Annotated in this window: 5 protein-coding genes; all 5 read right to left on the bottom strand. The window is 57.7% G+C overall.

Going from position 1 to position 19,632, the window contains the following annotated elements:
- Positions 1 to 538 precede the first annotated feature (538 nt).
- The 5 genes from CFter6_RS02415 to CFter6_RS02400 all read right to left on the bottom strand — a co-directional run bounded on the left by CFter6_RS02415 (position 539) and on the right by CFter6_RS02400 (position 19,603).
- Positions 539 to 940 carry a ParB N-terminal domain-containing protein gene (locus tag CFter6_RS02415; protein WP_061538600.1) on the bottom strand — a complete coding sequence of 134 codons (402 nt, stop codon included), beginning with the start codon at positions 938 to 940 and terminating at the stop codon, positions 539 to 541.
- Positions 941 to 1,041: 101 nt separating this feature from the next.
- Positions 1,042 to 1,389: an AMP-binding enzyme gene (locus CFter6_RS24815; protein ID WP_082814553.1), complete on the bottom strand. Its 348-nt coding sequence runs from the start codon at positions 1,387 to 1,389 to the stop codon at positions 1,042 to 1,044.
- Positions 1,390 to 1,531: 142 nt separating this feature from the next.
- Entirely contained in the window at positions 1,532 to 3,253 is a 1,722-nt protein-coding gene (locus tag CFter6_RS02410) for a carbamoyltransferase family protein (protein WP_061538599.1), read from the bottom strand.
- A gap of 556 nt (positions 3,254 to 3,809) precedes the next feature.
- On the bottom strand, positions 3,810 to 11,300 hold the full coding sequence (locus CFter6_RS02405) for a non-ribosomal peptide synthetase (RefSeq protein WP_061538598.1): 7,491 nt from the start codon (positions 11,298 to 11,300) through the stop codon (positions 3,810 to 3,812).
- On the bottom strand, positions 11,297 to 19,603 hold the full coding sequence (locus tag CFter6_RS02400) for a non-ribosomal peptide synthetase (protein WP_061538597.1): 8,307 nt from the start codon (positions 19,601 to 19,603) through the stop codon (positions 11,297 to 11,299). Before CFter6_RS02400 ends, CFter6_RS02405 begins: the two co-directional genes overlap by 4 nt.
- Positions 19,604 to 19,632: the final 29 nt, after the last annotated feature.

Below are 19,632 nucleotides of genomic sequence, written 5' to 3'. Positions count from 1 at the left end.
AGCCTCGATTACTCAAATGCAAACATGGCTATCTTCACGGCAAAAAAATCGACTCCCGCCAAGCCGTTGGCCTTTGTTCGCCTCAACATAGTGTAGTGGTCAAGTAATCCCAGGGACCGCATTAAGTTTTTCTTCGGCCACTGCCGGCGCGAGTCCGTCATTGAACTGATGCGGCCATATCCAGGTATACCATCTCCGGTGAATCATTGATGCTTCGCCACGAAGGAGGATTTTGCAGGAGAAAATACCATCTCCTAGATCTGCTGCTGAGCCCCTTGGTAAGATACCGCTCCGCATCTGCTCCAATCGGACCACAGGCCGCGGCTACTACAATCGCTCCAGAAGAAAGACTCATACTTAGTCCAATGTGCAGAGGACCGTGAGGGCCGTTGCAATCAGCGCAGTACTGCTGGAGAGTTAAATACTCTAGCAGCTTTGCGAAGCACAACCATGCGGCGCCGATAATGCAAACTTCATCTCGAATCATGTCGGGTGAGAATATTTTCAGCTTAATTGCTCACATTACGTGCCAGAAGCACTAAAACTTTACTCTCAACAACTGGAGTGGAATGCTAACGAAGGGCAACGGGGGCGAAAAAACGTGCTTAGTTGTTTTATAGGGCAATAATTTACCTCGCTGGATGCTCTGTCTTATACTTTCCACATCGACGAGATCGGAACTGTCCCAGTACCGAACATTGACGCGCTTATCGCTATAACTAAGCTTGATGCATGGAATTGAATGCAGATTCAATGCCAAAGCCGCCTGCAAGCGATGGTTGCCGTCCATGAGCAAACCTGTTCCATTTTCAACAGAGATAGGTGTCGTCCAATAATCGTCTTTTGCAATCGCTTCTATTAAAGATGTAACATTATTATTGTCAACTTCTTCCGATTGCTTTAGTCCGGAGATAGGCACAATAGATACCGTGTATTCCATTTTTAATTTCCTAATGTCTTAAATGACTATCAAGAAATATCTGTGCGATTTCATTGCAATCAGGCATAGACTTTCCAGATATTTCGGCTGTGACGTTCAATTCAACACAGTCGAGCACAACACAAATCCAAGTGGCAAAATAGCTTCTGAAAATCCATCGAGAGCATCTTACGATCGATCTTGCCGTTGGTATTCCGGGGTAAGGAGCCATCCACAAGTTCTACATGCCCCGGCACCATGAAATTGAGCAAAATACTGCGGCAACCGCGGATCACAAATTCGCGAGTGACCTCTTGCCACTGCGGAGGGCGCGCAATAATGGCCGCGACAGCCTGACTTAACACTTTAGGAGGTACGCCAACAACACATACTTCGAGATCGGAAGACAAGGAATATATAGCCTCTTCGATTTCCGTTTGGTTTAGACGATAAGGTCCTCTCGCCGACATAGTGTCGCTCCAAGGCTCGACAAGCGTATCACTCCCTCCATTGGCCTTGATCCAGTTTGAGGGGTTCAGTCCAAGAAATAGGGCAGTTTTCGATCGACGTCGACACGCTAGTTTTCAGAAATGGTGCCGAATTTCTATTCATTCAACAATACTGCTCAGTCCGATGCAGGTCAGGTGCCTTCTCCAAAATGAAGTCTCCGATGGACAGAACATCGAGGCCCGTAGAGAAGAAACAGCGCAGTGCACTAATCGGTGATTCCACGATGGGCTGGTCCATGATATTGAAACTCGTGTTCAGCAGGACCGGAACGTCCGACAATTTTCCGAATTCTTTAAGCAGGCGGTAGTACTTTTCATTCCCATCCTGCGTGACAGTCTGCAGCCGTGCGGTACCATCGACGTGAGTGATGCTTGGCAGGATCTGATGGTATTCGAGCTGGACGTCGCAGACCATCAACATGAAGGGCGACTCGCCGTCGAAGACGAAGTATCGCGAGGCATCCTCAAGGGGCACGGACGGCGCGAAAGGTCGGTAGCGTTCCCGATGTTTGACCTCAGAATTGATCTTGTCTTTCATACCCGGTCGAGTCGGATCTGCGAGGATGCTGCGGCCGCCTAGCGCGCGTGGGCCGAATTCCATTCGTCCCTGAAACCAGCCCACGATCTTGCCTTGTCTGAGTAACTGGGCGACGTCCGAGCAGACGTCGCTTGCCCGACGGTAAGAGACCTTCGCCTGCCGAAGGGTCTTCTCAATCTCGTCATTCGAATAGTCAGTGCCAATGTAGGGATGGTCGTGATGGAAGCTCCTGGGTTGTTTCAGCACGCCGTTATACAACTGGTACGCCGCGCCAATGCACGTTCCATTGTCACCGGCGCCAGGCATGACATAAACGTCGTCGAATGCCGTCTCCCGCAGGATCCGGCCATTAGCAACACTGTTCAATGCAACGCCGCCAGCTAGCACCAGGTTGCGCGACTTTCCCCGTTTTTCGAGATGTCGGCAGAGCGTGATGAGCTTCTCTTCCAAAACCTTCTGAAAGGCAGCGGCTACGTCTTCGTGATGTCGTTGGATTTCTTCACCAGGAGCGCGTGGGGCACCGAATTTCTTGTGGAACGCCGGGCTACAGAACCGGCCACCGAACTTCTGGAACTGGAACTGCGACAGATCTAGGAAAACCTGTCCGTTCGAGCCGATCGACACGAGAGCATCGACATCCTTGTAAAAACGTTCGGGATCTCCGAGAGGCGCCAGGCCCATTGTCTTGCCCTCGTCGTAGTTCGGCTTGAAACCGCAAAACTCGGTAGCGGCTGTATAAAAGCAGCCCAGAGAGTGCGGGAAATTGCTGCCGCCGATCTGTTGCAGCGTCGACCCGTTCGCAAACCCCATCCACGTCGTCGACCATTCGCCCCAGCCATCAACCGACAATAGCGCCGCATCGGTGAAAGGCGAGACAAAATAGCTGCCGCCTATATGCGACAAGTGGTGGTCGATAAAATGGACACGAGGCCGGCGAACCCCACGTCCCCAGGTCTTCGTGTACCAAGCACGGAACGCGTCCTGACGGGCTCGCAGACGCACGAACTCGTAGGAAATGAACGGCAGCGCATTTTTTGTCAACGAGACCGCGTAGAGCGCTTTTTCGAGGATGTTCTTTTGCGGATTGAATGAGACCGCAATGTGATTGATATCGTCAGGCACGAGTCCAGTGACCTTCATGCACCGATGGATGGCCTGTTCAGGAAACCGCTGGCTATGCTTCTCGCCGGTCAGTCGCTCCTCCTCGATGGCGATCTCCAGGACTCCATTGCTGACAATACAAGCGGACGAATCATGAAAAATATAATTCAGACCCAAAATGTTCATTGTTTCTCCTGTTGCAGTATTGATATCTAAGTGACTTGCGAATTAGCGTTGCCAACTGATTAATGTGTGAATTCGCGCAGCAAGGGCTTACAGGTGTCGATGAGCCTTGCAGACCCAGCCTCGTAACCGTAGAGGGTATTGTCGAGTTAGCCGCAAAAGTCCGGAAGCAACCCCTGAATTTGTAGCGCGCGCATTACATCGCGGCCATTTGGGAATTTGGCACTTCGTTCCAGGTAAAAATTGCTTGAGTACCCAACTCACATTTTTGTTTGGTATCGCAGTTGTCGCGACAATGCATGAACTATTTGCCAATCTGGTCATGTGCCGACAAAAACATTCGCTGCTGGTGGCAGGCCGATATATGGCGACACATGACTTTCTCTGGAACCCGCGTGGGTTGGCTTGCGTTCTCTGCTCGGTTGCCTCTCCCCCGTGCTGGATGTACTCAAACTTCAAGTCCATCTTCCTGTAGACCGCCTCCGGGAAGCTGTAACTTGCGTAGAAAATACGCGTAGGTTCTGATGAACTGGTCACGACAGAATTCTCGCCGAATGCATCACGGCTTGACTTGAGTACCGATGTTACTAATTGACGAATTGATGACATCGGCGATTTCCTTGATTGGCTGGGGGCGCATCATGAAATGATGATCCGCATCAATTTCGTGCCGCGCGATCTGACCGTTAGTAAACGGTCTCCATACATTCTCATCAAGCTCGGCGTCTCGCGCCCGGAAGAACAATATGTTTCCGCTCAACACACCCGATGGAACGAAGCGCGAGATTTCAAGAACATTTGCCAAAAACCTGTGCGTTTGGGTCAAATGGGAATCGCTGAGCAACGTGGCGTCCATTCCGGCTTCGCGAAATACATACGTTAATTGTTCTATGTTGGGTAGCGTTGAATCCACCGTTGCTCGGGATGGAAAGCTGTCAATCAATGCAATCAGTCCAACTTCCACTTGCTCAGCCTGCAATCGTATTGCGACCTCGAAGGCAACGAGTCCACCAAATGACCAACCGATCAGGTGGTACGGTCCCGAGGGCTGGGTTTGGCGTATGATTCGAATGTATTCTTCTGCAAGTTCGCCCACGCTTCGCGGCATCTCCATTGTGGCATCGGCGATCATGCTCGCCTGTAATCCATAAATCGGTCGGTCCGCTCTTATGTGCCGACTGAAGCCAGCATACTGCCAACTCAGCCCGGTGCCAGGATGGATGCAAAACAGCGCTGGCTGATTGCCGCCAGCACGCAGCGTCAGAAGTGGCGCGAAGATATCTTCCAAAGCGCTGCCTTCGGCGATGCGTGCGGCCAAGTCAGCAACTGAATGCGCCTCAAAGATAGTTCGTATGGATATTTGAACCCCTAAATTTCTATCGATTAGAGTCACCAAACGTGCCGCCAACAATGAGTGCCCACCTAGATCGAAGAAACTCTCGTAGATGCCTATCTGATTGAGCTCAAGCCCTAGCAAATCGGCAAAAATGTGCGTGAGCTGGATCTCAACTGGCGTACGCGGAGCCACGTATCCCCTGGTTGCATCACCGATGTCTGGCGCCGGCAGGGCCTTCCTGTGAAGCTTGCCATTAGGTGTCAGCGGCAATGCCTTGAGCTGCACAAAGGCCGCCGGCACCATGTAGTGCGGCAGTTCTAGCGCCAGCGCGTCGCGCAGAGCCGCCACGTCCAGCATTTGCTCTTGCCCCTGTTCCTGCGATGCCACAACATAGGCCACCAGGCGCTTGTCGCCAGCAATGTCTTCACGCGCCACCACCACCACCTCGCGAATACCAGGCAGGCGTGCAAGTTGAGCTTCAATCTCACCAAGCTCGATACGGAATCCCCTTATCTTGACCTGATGGTCGTTGCGCCCCAAGAACTCAATTGCTCCGTCCTCCCGCCAACGTGCCAAATCCCCTGTCTTGTACAGGCGCGCTGCGGGTTCCTTGGAGAACGGGTCCGATATGAAGCGCTCAGCCGTCAGATCTGGGCGGTTCAAGTACCCGCGGGCTACTCCCACTCCACCTATGTACATCTCTCCAGCTACTCCAATTGGCACCGGTTGTTGATACCCATCTAGTATGTAGACTTTCGTGTTCGCTATGGGCTTTCCTATAGAAGAGCTGGTTGCATGAGTGCCGGGTAAGCATTCATTGAACGTGGCATCTCCGTTCACCTCAGCCGATCCGTAAAAATTCATAAGACAGGCATGCGGCCATTTTCTATGTACCTGATCGATTAGTTCTTTAGGTAGATACTCACCACTTGAAATCACTAGCTTTATCGATTGAAAAAGTCGGGCATCGGCTTGGAGTACGTGCCTCAATAACGAAGGTACTAACACGATATGATTAATTTCATACTCGTGCACACTCGCGCCCAGCAACTCAGGATCAAGTAAGGTTTCTTGCGGAAAAATGATGAGCTGCCCTGCATAAAGCAACGTCCCCAATACCTCAGTAACGGAATCCACGAAACCGATACTCGTCTTCAATGCTGTCCTCAAAATTCCAACAGCAGCAAATTTTCGTCCAAACCACCAAAGTCGATTGCCAAGCCCTTCGACTGTATTGACAACCCCCTTGGGTTGACCAGTTGATCCTGAGGTGTAAATTACAAAAGCCGAGTTGCATGGTTGGGTAAGACAGACGAGATTGTCGACGGACTGCGCAGCTATCTGCTCTTGCCAGTGGCTGTCTAGACACAGTATTTGAGCATCGTAGACAGGTAGTTGCGTCAGCAACCTGTTTTGTGTAAGTACCACCTTTGGATTCGCGTCAAACAACATGTACTTAAGCCTCTCGGCTGGATAGTTCGGATCCAGCGGCAGATAGGCCCCACCAGCCTTGAGTGTAGCCAAAATGGCTATCACCATTTCCAGGCTACGTTCTACATAGACACCTACCAATACTTCCGACGTCACCCCTAGCTCACGCAAATGGCGCGCCAATTGGTTGGCCTTTGCATTGAGCTCGCCATAGCTGAGCTTCTGATCTTCAAATTCCAGCGCTATCGCGTCCGGACGTGCCTGTGCTTGCTGCTCAAACAACTCATGAATCATCGCCCCCTTCGGGTAGGGGCAGGCCGTGTCGTTGAAACCCTGCAGCACCATCGCGCGCTCAGCATCTGGCAAGACTTGCAGTGTGCGTATCGGTGATTCCGCCGAGTGCTCCAGCGCATCTACCAACTGTTGCAGTGTCTTGTGCACGAACTGACAGATTCTGTCCGCTCCGATAGTCTCAACAATCTGCGCGGTCAACCAGAACCCCTCTCCAAGATCGTCTATCGACAACGTAAGGGGGTAGTTGGTTCGCTCCTCTCCCCCCAGCACCCTCATGCCTTCGAATGCGTTCGTGGCATCCCCGTTGGTCGGCTGCCCACTGTAGCGGTAGTTCAGCAGTGCAGAGAACAGCGGCGCTGTACCAGACAGTGCGCTGCACCGCTGGGCCAGTGTTAGCGAGGCATGCTCGTGGTGCAGCAAACCGATCAGCCCCTTGTGCGTCGCTTGCACGCACTGAAAAACAGATTGCTCACCCAATCGAACTCGCAACGGTAATGTGTTGATAAACATGCCCATGGCACGGTCGGCTCCTGCACCGCCTTGCATGCGGCCAAACAACACGGTTCCAAAAACAACATCATCACGCCCCGTGCTCTTGGCCAGCACTTGAGCAAAGGCCAGGTGAAATACGCTAGCCGCGCTTACCCCGCGCTGGCGCGCCTGGCGGCGAAGGCGGCGCGCCAGATCAGGAGCGACCTCCAGGCGTGCCTCGCGTATCAGGGAGCCATCTCCCTGAATGTCCTGCAGCCCAAACGGCGTGGTTGGCTCGTCAACATCCCCCAACATCTCCCGGAAGAACGCCTCATGCTCTGCCTTGCTCACACCCAGGCGTGCCTGGGCCACGAAATTGCGAAACGGCACAGCGGGCGGCAACTCCACTTCTCGACCCTGCTGAATGAGTGCGATCTCTCCAATAAGCAGCTCCAGCGTGGTGTGATCCATCACCAAGTGATGAAACATAAACTGCAGCAACCAACGCTGGCCTGTCGGATCGCTGGCCGCAAAGCCTCGCATCATGGGGGCTTGGCGCACGTCCAGATGGTAGTGGCGCGGGTCAGCATGCGCAAGCAGTTGTGCTTGCACATCGCCCTCAGAAAAATCCAAAACCTCAAGCTCAAAGCGCGCGCGCCTCCACACCACTTGCACGGGTTCGTCCAGCCCTTCCCAGACAACTGCCGTGCGCAAGATGTCATGGCGCGCAACCACGTGGTTCAGCGTTTGCACAAAACGGTCCAAACGCTCGCGACTGTCAAAGGCAAGCAGCGTCGGCGTCACGTAGGCCTCGCCTTGCTGCTGCAGCAAGTGATGAAACAGGATGCCTTCCTGCAAGGGAGCAAGTGGGTAGATATCCTGAATATTGGCACAGCCTCCCTCTACCTGGCTGGCAATTCGGTCTATCTCCTCTTGCTTGAGCGACACCAATGTCAACATCTCGGGTCGGATATGCGTGCAGTCCTGAGCAATGCCATTGGTGGGTACGGCCAGTTCAGGCAGCCCTTGCACTTGTCCTGCACTCACAGCATGGGCCTGCTCCATCAAGCTCGGATGCTCAAACAGGCTACGTACCGCAAGCGTCAAGCCCCGTTGACGTATGCGTTCGATCAGAGTCACGGCCAGCAAGGAGTGCCCCCCGAGCTCGAAGAAGTTGTCGTGACGTCCCACTTGCTCGATCTTGAGCAGTTCGCTCCAAATGGAGGCCAGCATCTGTTCAATCTCGCCCACCGGTGCCTCATACACGCGCTGCACAAACGCTTCTCCCTCGGGTACTGGCAGGGCCTTCCTGTCAAGCTTGCCATTAGGTGTCAGCGGTAATGCCTTGAGCTGCACAAAGGCCGCCGGCACCATGTAGTGCGGCAGTTCTAGCGCCAGCGCGTCGCGCAGAGCCGCCACGTCCAGCATTTGCTCTTGCCCCTGTTCCTGCGATGCCACAACATAGGCCACCAGGCGCTTGTCGCCAGCAATGTCTTCACGCGCCACCACCACCACCTCGCGAATACCAGGCAGGCGTGCAAGTTGAGCTTCAATCTCACCAAGCTCGATACGGAATCCCCTTATCTTGACCTGATGGTCGTTGCGCCCCAAGAACTCAATTGCTCCGTCCTCCCGCCAACGTGCCAAATCCCCTGTCTTGTACAGGCGCGCTGCGGGTTCCTTGGAGAACGGGTCCGATATGAAGCGCTCAGCCGTCAGATCTGGGCGGTTCAAGTACCCGCGGGCTACTCCCACTCCACCTATGTACATCTCTCCAGCTACTCCAATTGGCACCGGTTGTTGATACCCATCTAGTATGTAGACTTTCGTGTTCGCTATGGGACGACCAAGATGAGGCGAAGCATCTCCCGCATGCACACATCCAACTGTAGAGACGACCGTGCATTCGGTCGGACCATAGACGTTATAGAAAGTCGTCGTCTTCGAGTTTCCAAACTGAGCCCATAAGCTAGGACCCATGGTTTCACCTCCGACGAGCGCAACATAAGGCCGTTGACTATCGAGTATCGAATAATCACGCGTGTCTTCAATGGCGATTTTTATTTGGGTCGGAGTGCAATCTAAGACATCAAGGCAGCTCCCTTTAATCCAATCCCGCAACGCTGCTCCGTCATAGCGCATCGCATTGGGAACGAGTACTAGAGTTCTTCCAGACAGTAGTTGCACCCATTGCTGAACTGCGACATCAAACGAAATCGATGCATTTAGACTGATGCGTTGAACGTTCTCTGCTGGATGGTGGCGGTAAATCGCTTGCTCTAGAGCGACCCAAAGATTTATTACCTGATGATGCTCAATCATCACCCCTTTTGGCTGGCCCGTTGATCCCGAGGTATAGATCACATACGCCAGGTTCGAGGCGTTCAGACCCAAAGAGCATGGGGCGAGGTTTTGGGGAGACTCATGTGCCCACAAACTCTGGTCGCAAGGTTGGGCATCAATGAGGACAACTGGAGCAAAGTCAGAAAATACAGCGGTTGCACTCAACTTTGCCTGCACCGCAGCCTGGGTTATCAGCACCACCGGCTCACTGCCCTCAACCATGTGTGCCAACCGTTCCACCGGATACGCCGGGTCTAGCGGCACATAGGCGCCCCCAGCCTTGAGTGTAGCCAAAATGGCTATCACCATCTCCAGGCTGCGCTCCAAGCACAACGCCACTCTCGCATCGGGCTTGACACCCAATTCGATCAAATGGCGCGCCAATTGGTTGGCCTTTGCATTGAGCTCGCCATAGCTGAGCTTCTGATCTTCAAATTCCAGCGCTATCGCGTCCGGACGTGCCTGTGCTTGCTGCTCAAACAACTCATGAATCATCGCCCCCTTCGGGTAGGGGCAGGCCGTGTCGTTGAAACCCTGCAGCACCATCGCGCGCTCAGCATCTGGCAAGACTTGCAGTGTGCGTATCGGTGATTCCGCCGAGTGCTCCAGCGCATCTACCAACTGTTGCAGTGTCTTGTGCACGAACTGACAGATTCTGTCCGCTCCGATAGTCTCAACAATCTGCGCGGTCAACCAGAACCCCTCTCCAAGATCGTCTATCGACAACGTAAGGGGGTAGTTGGTTCGCTCCTCTCCCCCCAGCACCCTCATGCCTTCGAATGCGTTCGTGGCATCCCCGTTGGTCGGCTGCCCACTGTAGCGGTAGTTCAGCAGTGCAGAGAACAGCGGCGCTGTACCAGACAGTGCGCTGCACCGCTGGGCCAGTGTTAGCGAGGCATGCTCGTGGTGCAGCAAACCGATCAGCCCCTTGTGCGTCGCTTGCACGCACTGAAAAACAGATTGCTCACCCAATCGAACTCGCAACGGTAATGTGTTGATAAACATGCCCATGGCACGGTCGGCTCCTGCACCGCCTTGCATGCGGCCAAACAACACGGTTCCAAAAACAACATCATCACGCCCCGTGCTCTTGGCCAGCACTTGAGCAAAGGCCAGGTGAAATACGCTAGCCGCGCTTACCCCGCGCTGGCGCGCCTGGCGGCGAAGGCGGCGCGCCAGATCAGGAGCGACCTCCAGGCGTGCCTCGCGTATCAGGGAGCCATCTCCCTGAATGTCCTGCAGCCCAAACGGCGTGGTTGGCTCGTCAACATCCCCCAACATCTCCCGGAAGAACGCCTCATGCTCTGCCTTGCTCACACCCAGGCGTGCCTGGGCCACGAAATTGCGAAACGGCACAGCGGGCGGCAACTCCACTTCTCGACCCTGCTGAATGAGTGCGATCTCTCCAATAAGCAGCTCCAGCGTGGTGTGATCCATCACCAAGTGATGAAACATAAACTGCAGCAACCAACGCTGGCCTGTCGGATCGCTGGCCGCAAAGCCTCGCATCATGGGGGCTTGGCGCACGTCCAGATGGTAGTGGCGCGGGTCAGCATGCGCAAGCAGTTGTGCTTGCACATCGCCCTCAGAAAAATCCAAAACCTCAAGCTCAAAGCGCGCGCGCCTCCACACCACTTGCACGGGTTCGTCCAGCCCTTCCCAGACAACTGCCGTGCGCAAGATGTCATGGCGCGCAACCACGTGGTTCAGCGTTTGCACAAAACGGTCCAAACGCTCGCGACTGTCAAAGGCAAGCAGCGTCGGCGTCACGTAGGCCTCGCCTTGCTGCTGCAGCAAGTGATGAAACAGGATGCCTTCCTGCAAGGGAGCAAGTGGGTAGATATCCTGAATATTGGCACAGCCTCCCTCTACCTGGCTGGCAATTCGGTCTATCTCCTCTTGCTTGAGCGACACCAATGTCAACATCTCGGGTCGGATATCGGTAGCATAAGGAGGAATCTGGTTTGAGGGTGTGACAGAATTTCCCGCAAATTTTCCGATGTAGCCTTCTTTGCCAAGATAGGCAATTAGTTCCGGTTTTCTTTGCCTCAACATATTCAGTAGCGTTTCATCCGCAAGAGCTTTTTTGTCTCCACGAACAACGATTTCTTCCCCCTTGAGAGCAAGAGAAATGCCCTTCGTTTCAAGCTGCGACAGCAAGGTATAAATAGTCATAACAGAATCTCTTCAAATTCATTGGTTCTTGCCGCAAGCTCACTCAAGCTTGGATGCTCAAACAGGTTACGTACTGCAAGCGTCAAGCCTCGTTGACGCATGCGTTCGATCAAAGTCACAGCCAGCAGGGAGTGCCCCCCGAGCTCGAAGAAGTTGTCGTGACGTCCCACTTGCTCGATCTTGAGCAGTTCGCTCCAAATGGAGGCCAGCATCTGTTCAATCTCGCCCACCGGTGCCTCATACATGCGCCGCACAAACGCTTCTCCCTCGGGTGCCGGCAGGGCCTTCCTGTCAAGCTTGCCATTAGGTGTCAGCGGCAATGCCTTGAGCTGCACAAAGGCCGCCGGCACCATGTAGTGCGGCAGTTCTAGCGCCAGCGCGTCGCGCAGAGCCGCCACGTCCAGCATTTGCTCTTGCCCCTGTTCCTGCGATGCCACCACATAAGCCACCAGGCGCTTGTCGCCAGCAATGTCTTCACGCGCCACCACCACCGCCTGCGCCACGCCATCGTGCTGCGCCAGCACCGCCTCGATCTCTCCAGGCTCAATACGGTGGCCGCGGATCTTCACCTGCTGATCAACCCGTCCCAGGTATTCCAGTTGTCCGTCCTCGCGCCAGCGCGCCAAATCACCCGTGCGGTACATGCGCGTGCCGGGCTGCCCATGCGCGCAGGCCACAAAACGCTCGGCCGTTAGCCCGGGCCGTCTCAGGTAGCCTCGCGCCAATCCCGCCCCAGCAATGTACAGCTCCCCTGCCACACCCACCGGCACGGGCCGCAATTGCTCGTCAAGCACGTACAAGGCTAGGTCCCGAATCGCTTGCCCCACCGAAGCCGGTGACTGCGTCTGCGCCTGCAGCGGCTGGTACGTCACGTGTACCGTCGTCTCGGTGATGCCGTACATGTTGACCAACCGCGGCCGGCTTTGGCCGTACTTCTCAAACCACGGGACCAGTGCTGCGTGATTGAGCGCTTCGCCGCCAAAGATCACCGTGCGCAGTGCCAGTTCCCCGCCGATCTGAGTGTCGGCTTGCATCAGTTGCGCAAACGCCGACGGCGTCTGATTCAGCACCGTCACCCCTTGCTCTGCCAGGAGTCGCCAGAATTGCTCTGGCGTTCGAGTAACCAGGTGGGGTACCACTATCAATTTTCCACCATACAACAGCGCGCCCCATACCTCCCATACCGAGAAATCGAACGCAAACGAGTGGAACAGGCACCAGACGTCGTCCTCATCAAATCCGAACCAATCCTGCGTTCCATCGAAGAGCCTCAGCACATTACCCTGCGACAGCAGCGTGCCCTTGGCCTGCCCCGTCGAGCCCGACGTATAGATCACGTAAGCCAAATCCAGAGGCCCGCTGACGCCTGGCAGGTCGCCGTCGTCAAATACCTCAAGCCATTCGTTCTGGCTATCCAGACACCAGCACTCCACCTCATTTGGCAGCACCTTCACCAAATCGTGCTGCGTCAGCACCAAGCGCGGCTCCGCATCCCGCAGAATGTGGTTCAGTCGCTCCTGCGGATAGGCTGGGTCCAGTGGCAGGTAGGCCCCGCCCGCCTTTAGTATTCCCAGCATCCCCACAACCATTTCCACCGAGCGCCACATGCATAGGCCCACTAGCGAGTCCGGCCCCACGCCTCTCGCTCTCAGGAATCGGGCCACACGGTTGGCCGCCGCATTTAGCTGCGCATAGCTCAATTGCCGACCTTCACACTCCACAGCGATCCGCTGTGCGTTGCGCCGGGCCACCTCCTCGAATCTCTGCGCAACGCCACCATTCGGCTCCCAACTCCGCTTCGCACTACCCCATTCCAGTATCTGATCACGCTCAGCTGCATCGAGCAGCTCGATGCGGCTCAGTGCCAGCCTGGGCTGGTTCACTACCTCACGCACCAACTGCTCGAAGTACCCCGCCCAGCGCTGGATCGTCGACGCATCGAACAGCTCGCTGGCGTATTGCAAGCTACCCTGCAAACCTTGTGCGGTCTGCCTCAACGCTAGCATCAGGTCGAACTTTGTTGCACCACCGTCTTGCGCCACGCCGCTCATGCGTAGCCCCGGCACATCGACCTCCATCATCGGCACGTTCTGCAGCACGAACATCGCCTGGAATACCGGCGTGTGCGACAGTGAGCGCTGCGGCTGCAGCACTTCGACCACCTTCTCGAAGGGCAGGTCCTGGTGCGCGTATGCACCCAAGATCGTCTCACGAACCTGGGCGAGCAGGTCCTCAAAGCCGCGATCAAGGTCGATGTTCGCGCGCAGCGCCAGCGTGTTGACGAAGAACCCGATCAGGCCTTCCGTGTCCGCGTGTGTGCGCCCCGCAATCGGCGAACCGATGACGATGTCGCGCTGGCCGCTCAGCTTGGCCAACAGCACCTGGTAGACCGCCAGCAACACCATGAAAGGCGTGACGCCTCTGCGCTGCGCCAGCTGCTCCACCTGCTCGCTCAGCTCCTGGGGCAGCTGCAACGCGTGCGTCGCACCGGCAAAGCTGGCCTGCACGGGCCGCGGCCGATCGGTGGGCAGCTCCAGCAGCGTGGGCCCACCTTGCAGTTGCTCGCTCCAGTATTGGAGCTGGCGCTGCAGCATCTCTCCTTGCAGCCAACTGCGCTGCCACATCGCGTAGTCCGCGTACTGCACCGGCAGCGGCGCCAACTGCGCCGCCTCACCGGCCGCGTATTGACCGTACAGTGCCGCCAATTCCTTGACAAACACCCCCATCGACCAGCCGTCCGTGACGATGTGATGCAGCGTGAGCAGCGCCACATGCTCCTGCGCTCCCAGCCTGACCAGGCTCGCCTTCAGCAATGGCCCAGTCTTCAGGTCAAATATTTGCCTCGCTTCTGCCTGCGCCACTTCTCGCACCTGCGCCTGGCCTTGCTCGGCCGTCAGCGCGCTGAGGTCCACCAAGTGCCACTTCACCTGCAACTGCGCCAGCACTTGCTGCTGCGGCACGCCATCGATGGCTTCAAACCTCGTTCGTAGCGACTCGTGTCTGTCCACCAGCGCTTGCAGCGCCTGCTCCAGCGCCTGCTCATCAAGAACGCCGTGTAGCTCTACCGCCATCGGTATGTTGTACTGCGCCAGCCCCGGTTGCAGTTGCTCCAGGAACCACAGCCGCTCCTGTGCAAACGACAGCGGCACAATCTGCGGGCGTGGCTGTGCCTGCAACGCCGGCAAGTTCAGCGCTTGACCTTGTGCCTGCAGTTCCTGCACCCGCTGCGCCAGCTGCGCCACGCTGGGCTCTTCAAACAGCGCCCTCACAGGCACTTCCACCTGCAGCCGCTGTCTGAGCTGCGACACCAGCCTCGTGGCCAGCAACGAATGTCCTCCCAACTCGAAGAAATTGTCGTGCCGACCCACCTGCGGCTGGCCCAACAGCTCTTGCCACAACTGGACCAGTGCGGTCTCCACCGGACCCTGGGCCGCCTCATAAAAGCGCACTCCAAACGCTTGCATGTCCGGCGCCGGCAACGCCTTCCTGTCAATCTTGCCGCTGGGTGTCAGCGGCAATGCCTTGAGCTGCACGAAGGCCGCCGGCACCATGTAGTGCGGCAGCTCGAGCGCCAGCGCGTCGCGCAAAGCCGCCACGTCCAGTGTTTGCTCTTGCCCCTGTTCCTGCGATGCCACAACATAAGCCACCAGGCGCTTGTCGCCTGGCACATCCTCTCGAGCCAACACCACCGCTTCTCGTACGCCTTCGCACGCCCCCAGCTTGGCCTCAATCTCGCCCGGTTCGATGCGAAAACCACGGATCTTCACCTGTTGGTCAACCCGCCCCAGGTACTCCAGTTGTCCGTCCTCGCGCCAGCGCGCCAAATCCCCTGTGCGGTACATGCGCGTGCCAGGATGCCCATGCACGCAGGCCACAAAACGCTCGGCCGTTAGCCCGGGCCTTCTCAGGTAGCCTCGTGCCAATCCCGCCCCAGCAATGTACAGCTCCCCTGCCACACCCACCGGCACGGGCCGCAAGTAGGTGTCCAGCACGTAGACCTGCGTGTTGGTAATCGGCCGCCCAATCGCCGGGGCGCCTTGTTCCTGCGCCTCCCAGCTTACCGCGTACACAGTCGCCTCCGTTGGCCCGTATATATTGAACACTCGGCATGCGGGCAGGTCACCACGAATTTTCTGCAGGAGGGAGATCGGCAGCGCCTCGCCAGCCAGCACGATGCTGTGCACCGTGCTAGGCAAAACCGATTGCTGCAGCAGTGACGAGAATGCCGACGGCACTCCGCTGATTAAGCTGGCTTTCCCATAATCAGGCGCATCCGCCAAATCCAGGATATTGCCAAGAATTTCAATGCAAATCCCCACGCACAGCGGCGCGACGATCTCCACGACCGAAACATCAAAGCTCAGCGAGGTCGTGGCCCATACATGTTGCACCCCGGTGCCAAACAGCACTGCCTGCGCCCAGGCAACAAAGGCCTCGACGTTTGCGCGCTCAACCACCACTCCCTTAGGTTTTCCCGTTGAGCCCGAGGTGTAGATCACGTAGGCCGGACTGTGTGGACCCAGCGGGCGCACCCGCTCGTGCTCGGCGGGGTCGCTTTGCGCGGCCTCCTGCATCTGCACCTGCAGCACCTCATCCTCCCACAACAGCATCGACACGGCGTCTCGCCCAGCGCCACTGAGCTCTGCCACCAATGCCCCTCGGGTGATCAGGCACAGCGGCTGCGCGTCCTCCAGCATCGCGCTCAGACGCTGCGCCGGGTACGCCGGGTCCAGCGGCAAGTACGCCGCCCCAGCCTTCAGTATGCCCAGCAGGCTTACCACCATCTCCACGCTGCGCTCCAGGCACAACCCCACAATGTCCTCTGGCCCCACCCCGCGCGCTATCAGCACGTGTGCCAGCCGGTTGGCACGCGCGTTCAGTTCCCCGTAGCTCAACTCCTGTTCCCCGCACACCAGCGCCACCGCCTGCGGCGTCGCTTCCACCTGTGCCTCGAACAGCTCCACCAGGGTCTGCTCTTGCACTTCCCGCGCCGTGTCGTTCCATTGCACCAGTATCTGATCACGCTCAGCTGCATCGAGCAGCTCGATGCGGCTCAGTGCCAGCCTGGGCTGGTTCACTACCTCACGCACCAACTGCTCGAAGTACCCCGCCCAGCGCTGGATCGTCGACGCATCGAACAGCTCGCTGGCGTATTGCAAGCTACCCTGCAAACCTTGTGCGGTCTGCCTCAACGCTAGCATCAGGTCGAACTTTGTTGCGCCACCGTCTTGCGCCACGCCGCTCATGCGTAGCCCCGGCACATCGACCTCCATCATCGGCACGTTCTGCAGCACGAACATCGCCTGGAATACCGGCGTGTGCGACAGTGAGCGCTGCGGCTGCAGCACTTCGACCACCTTCTCGAAGGGCAGGTCCTGGTGCGCGTATGCACCCAAGATCGTCTCACGAACCTGGGCGAGCAGGTCCTCAAAGCCGCGATCAAGGTCGATGTTCGCGCGCAGCGCCAGCGTGTTGACGAAGAACCCGATCAGGCCTTCCGTGTCCGCGTGTGTGCGCCCCGCAATCGGCGAACCGATGACGATGTCGCGCTGGCCGCTCAGCTTGGCCAACAGCACCTGGTAGACCGCCAGCAACACCATGAAAGGCGTGACGCCTCTGCGCTGCGCCAGCTGCTCCACCTGCTCGCTCAGCTCCTGGGGCAGCTGCAACGCGCGCGTCGCACCGGCAAAGCTGGCCTGCACGGGCCGCGGCCGATCGGTGGGCAGCTCCAGCAGCGTGGGCCCACCTTGCAGTTGCTCGCTCCAGTATTGGAGCTGGCGCTGCAGCATCTCTCCTTGCAGCCAACTGCGCTGCCACATCGCGTAGTCCGCGTACTGCACCGGCAGCGGCGCCAACTGCGCCGCCTCACCGGCCGCGTATTGACCGTACAGTGCCGCCAATTCCTTGACAAACACCCCCATCGACCAGCCGTCCGTGACGATGTGATGCAGCGTGAGCAGCGCCACATGCTCCTGCGCTCCCAGCCTGACCAGGCTCGCCTTCAGCAATGGCCCAGTCTTCAGGTCAAATATTTGCCTCGCTTCTGCCTGCGCCACTTCTCGCACCTGCGCCTGGCCTTGCTCGGCCGTCAGCGCGCTGAGGTCCACCAAGTGCCACTTCACCTGCAACTGCGCCAGCACTTGCTGCTGCGGCACGCCATCGATGGCTTCAAACCTCGTTCGTAGCGACTCGTGTCTGTCCACCAGCGCTTGCAGCGCCTGCTCCAGCGCCTGCTCATCAAGAACGCCGTGTAGCTCTACCGCCATCGGTATGTTGTACTGCGCCAGCCCCGGTTGCAGTTGCTCCAGGAACCACAGCCGCTCCTGTGCAAACGACAGCGGCACAATCTGCGGGCGTGGCTGTGCCTGCAACGCCGGCAAGTTCAGCGCTTGACCTTGTGCCTGCAGTTCCTGCACCCGCTGCGCCAGCTGCGCCACGCTGGGCTCTTCAAACAGCGCCCTCACAGGCACTTCCACCTGCAGCCGCTGTCTGAGCTGCGACACCAGCCTCGTGGCCAGCAACGAATGTCCTCCCAACTCGAAGAAATTGTCGTGCCGACCCACCTGCGGCTGGCCCAACAGCTCTTGCCACAACTGGACCAGTGCGGTCTCCACCGGACCCTGGGCCGCCTCATAAAAGCGCACTCCAAACGCTTGCATGTCCGGCGCCGGCAACGCCTTCCTGTCAATCTTGCCGCTGGGTGTCAGCATCAGCTGATCCCGCACGACGACAATCGCGGAGGGAACCATATGTTCAGGCAATCGTTGCGCAAGATAGCGGCGCACGATACCAGCCTCCACATCTTTGCCAGGAGCCGGCATGACATAGCCCACCAACCGCAAGTCACCCTCATGCTGGCCTGGATGCACCACCACGCACGCCTGCGCCACATCCTCATGCGAAGCCAGTGCCGCCTCGACCTCCCCGGGCTCGACACGGTAGCCCCGAATCTTTAACTGCTGGTCCGCCCGTCCCAGGTGTTCGAGCTCACCGTCGGTCCGCCAGAGCGCCAGGTCGCCCGTGCGGTACATCCGGCTACCCGCCGGTCCGAATGGACACGCCACGAAGCTCTGCGCCGTAAGTTCTGGCCGCCGCAGATAACCCCGCGCCAGCATCACGCCGGACATGTATAGCTCGCCCACCACGCCAATGGGCGCCGGCTGCAAGTGCCTGTCCAGCACATAGGCCTGGTTGTTCCAGATAGGCCGTCCGATAGGCGGCAACAACGGCCACGCGTCAACATCTTGAGGCATCATGTGCCACGTGGCCATGTGGTTCTCGGTTGTGCCGTAATGGTTGTAGAAGCGGCATTGTGGAAGCTGCCGGAAAAAATCCGCAATCGCAGGGCTAATGCGCAGCTGTTCACCTGCCGTGATCACTTCGCGCAAGGCTAGCCGACCTTCATCGCGCAACCTCGTCACGTCTGCGCTCAACCCGTTCTCGCACAGCGCCTGCAGCGCCACATAGGGCAGGAACAGCCGCTCGATACGCATGGACGTCACCGCCTGCAACAGCCGGGCGAAATCGATTCGTGTCTCATGATCAATCAACACAATGGTCGATCCGCTGCACAAGGCGCTGAAGATCTCTTGGAAGGATACGTCAAATCCGAGCGCCGCGAATTGCAAAGTGCGTAGTGGCTGCGCAAGGCCGGCACCGAGATGCTGCCAATGGACCAAGTTCATCAGCGGCTTGTGGGGCATGACCACCCCCTTGGGCTTGCCCGTGGAGCCGGAGGTGTAGATTACGTAGGCCGGACTGTTCGCGTTCAACATGCGACCCCGGTCTAAGTCACTGGGATCGGCGACGCTGGCCTGCGCCAACAGATGCTGCGTACCTTCGTCGTCCCACAACAGAAGCGGCGTGCCCGCCTCGTGCAACCGCTCGCCCAGCCGTGCGTCGCTGAGCAGGACCACCGGCTGGGCAGCACAGAGCATATTGAGCAGGCGCTCCTGCGGATAGGCAGGGTCTAGTGAGAGGTACGCCGCCCCAGCCTTCAGTATGCCCAGCAGGCTCACCACCATCTCCACGCTGCGCTCCAGGCACAACCCCACAATGTCCTCTGGCCCCACCCCGCGCGCTATCAGCACGTGTGCCAGCCGGTTGGCACGCGCGTTCAGTTCCCCGTAGCTCAACTCCTGTTCCCCGCACACCAGCGCCACCGCCTGCGGCGTCGCTTCCACCTGTGCCTCGAACAGCTCCACCAGGGTCTGCTCTTGCACCTCCCGCGCCGTGTCGTTCCATTGCTTGAGCACCAGCTCGCGCTCACCTTGGCCCAACATCGAAATGCGCGCCAACGGCATTGAGGGCTCTCGCGCCACTCCTCCAACAC

The sequence above is a fragment of the Collimonas fungivorans genome, assembly GCF_001584145.1.
In the GTDB taxonomy this organism is placed as follows: domain Bacteria; phylum Pseudomonadota; class Gammaproteobacteria; order Burkholderiales; family Burkholderiaceae_D; genus Collimonas; species Collimonas fungivorans.
The sequence above is the reverse complement of the archived record's forward strand: the minus strand, read 5'-3'. Positions and strand labels throughout refer to the sequence as shown.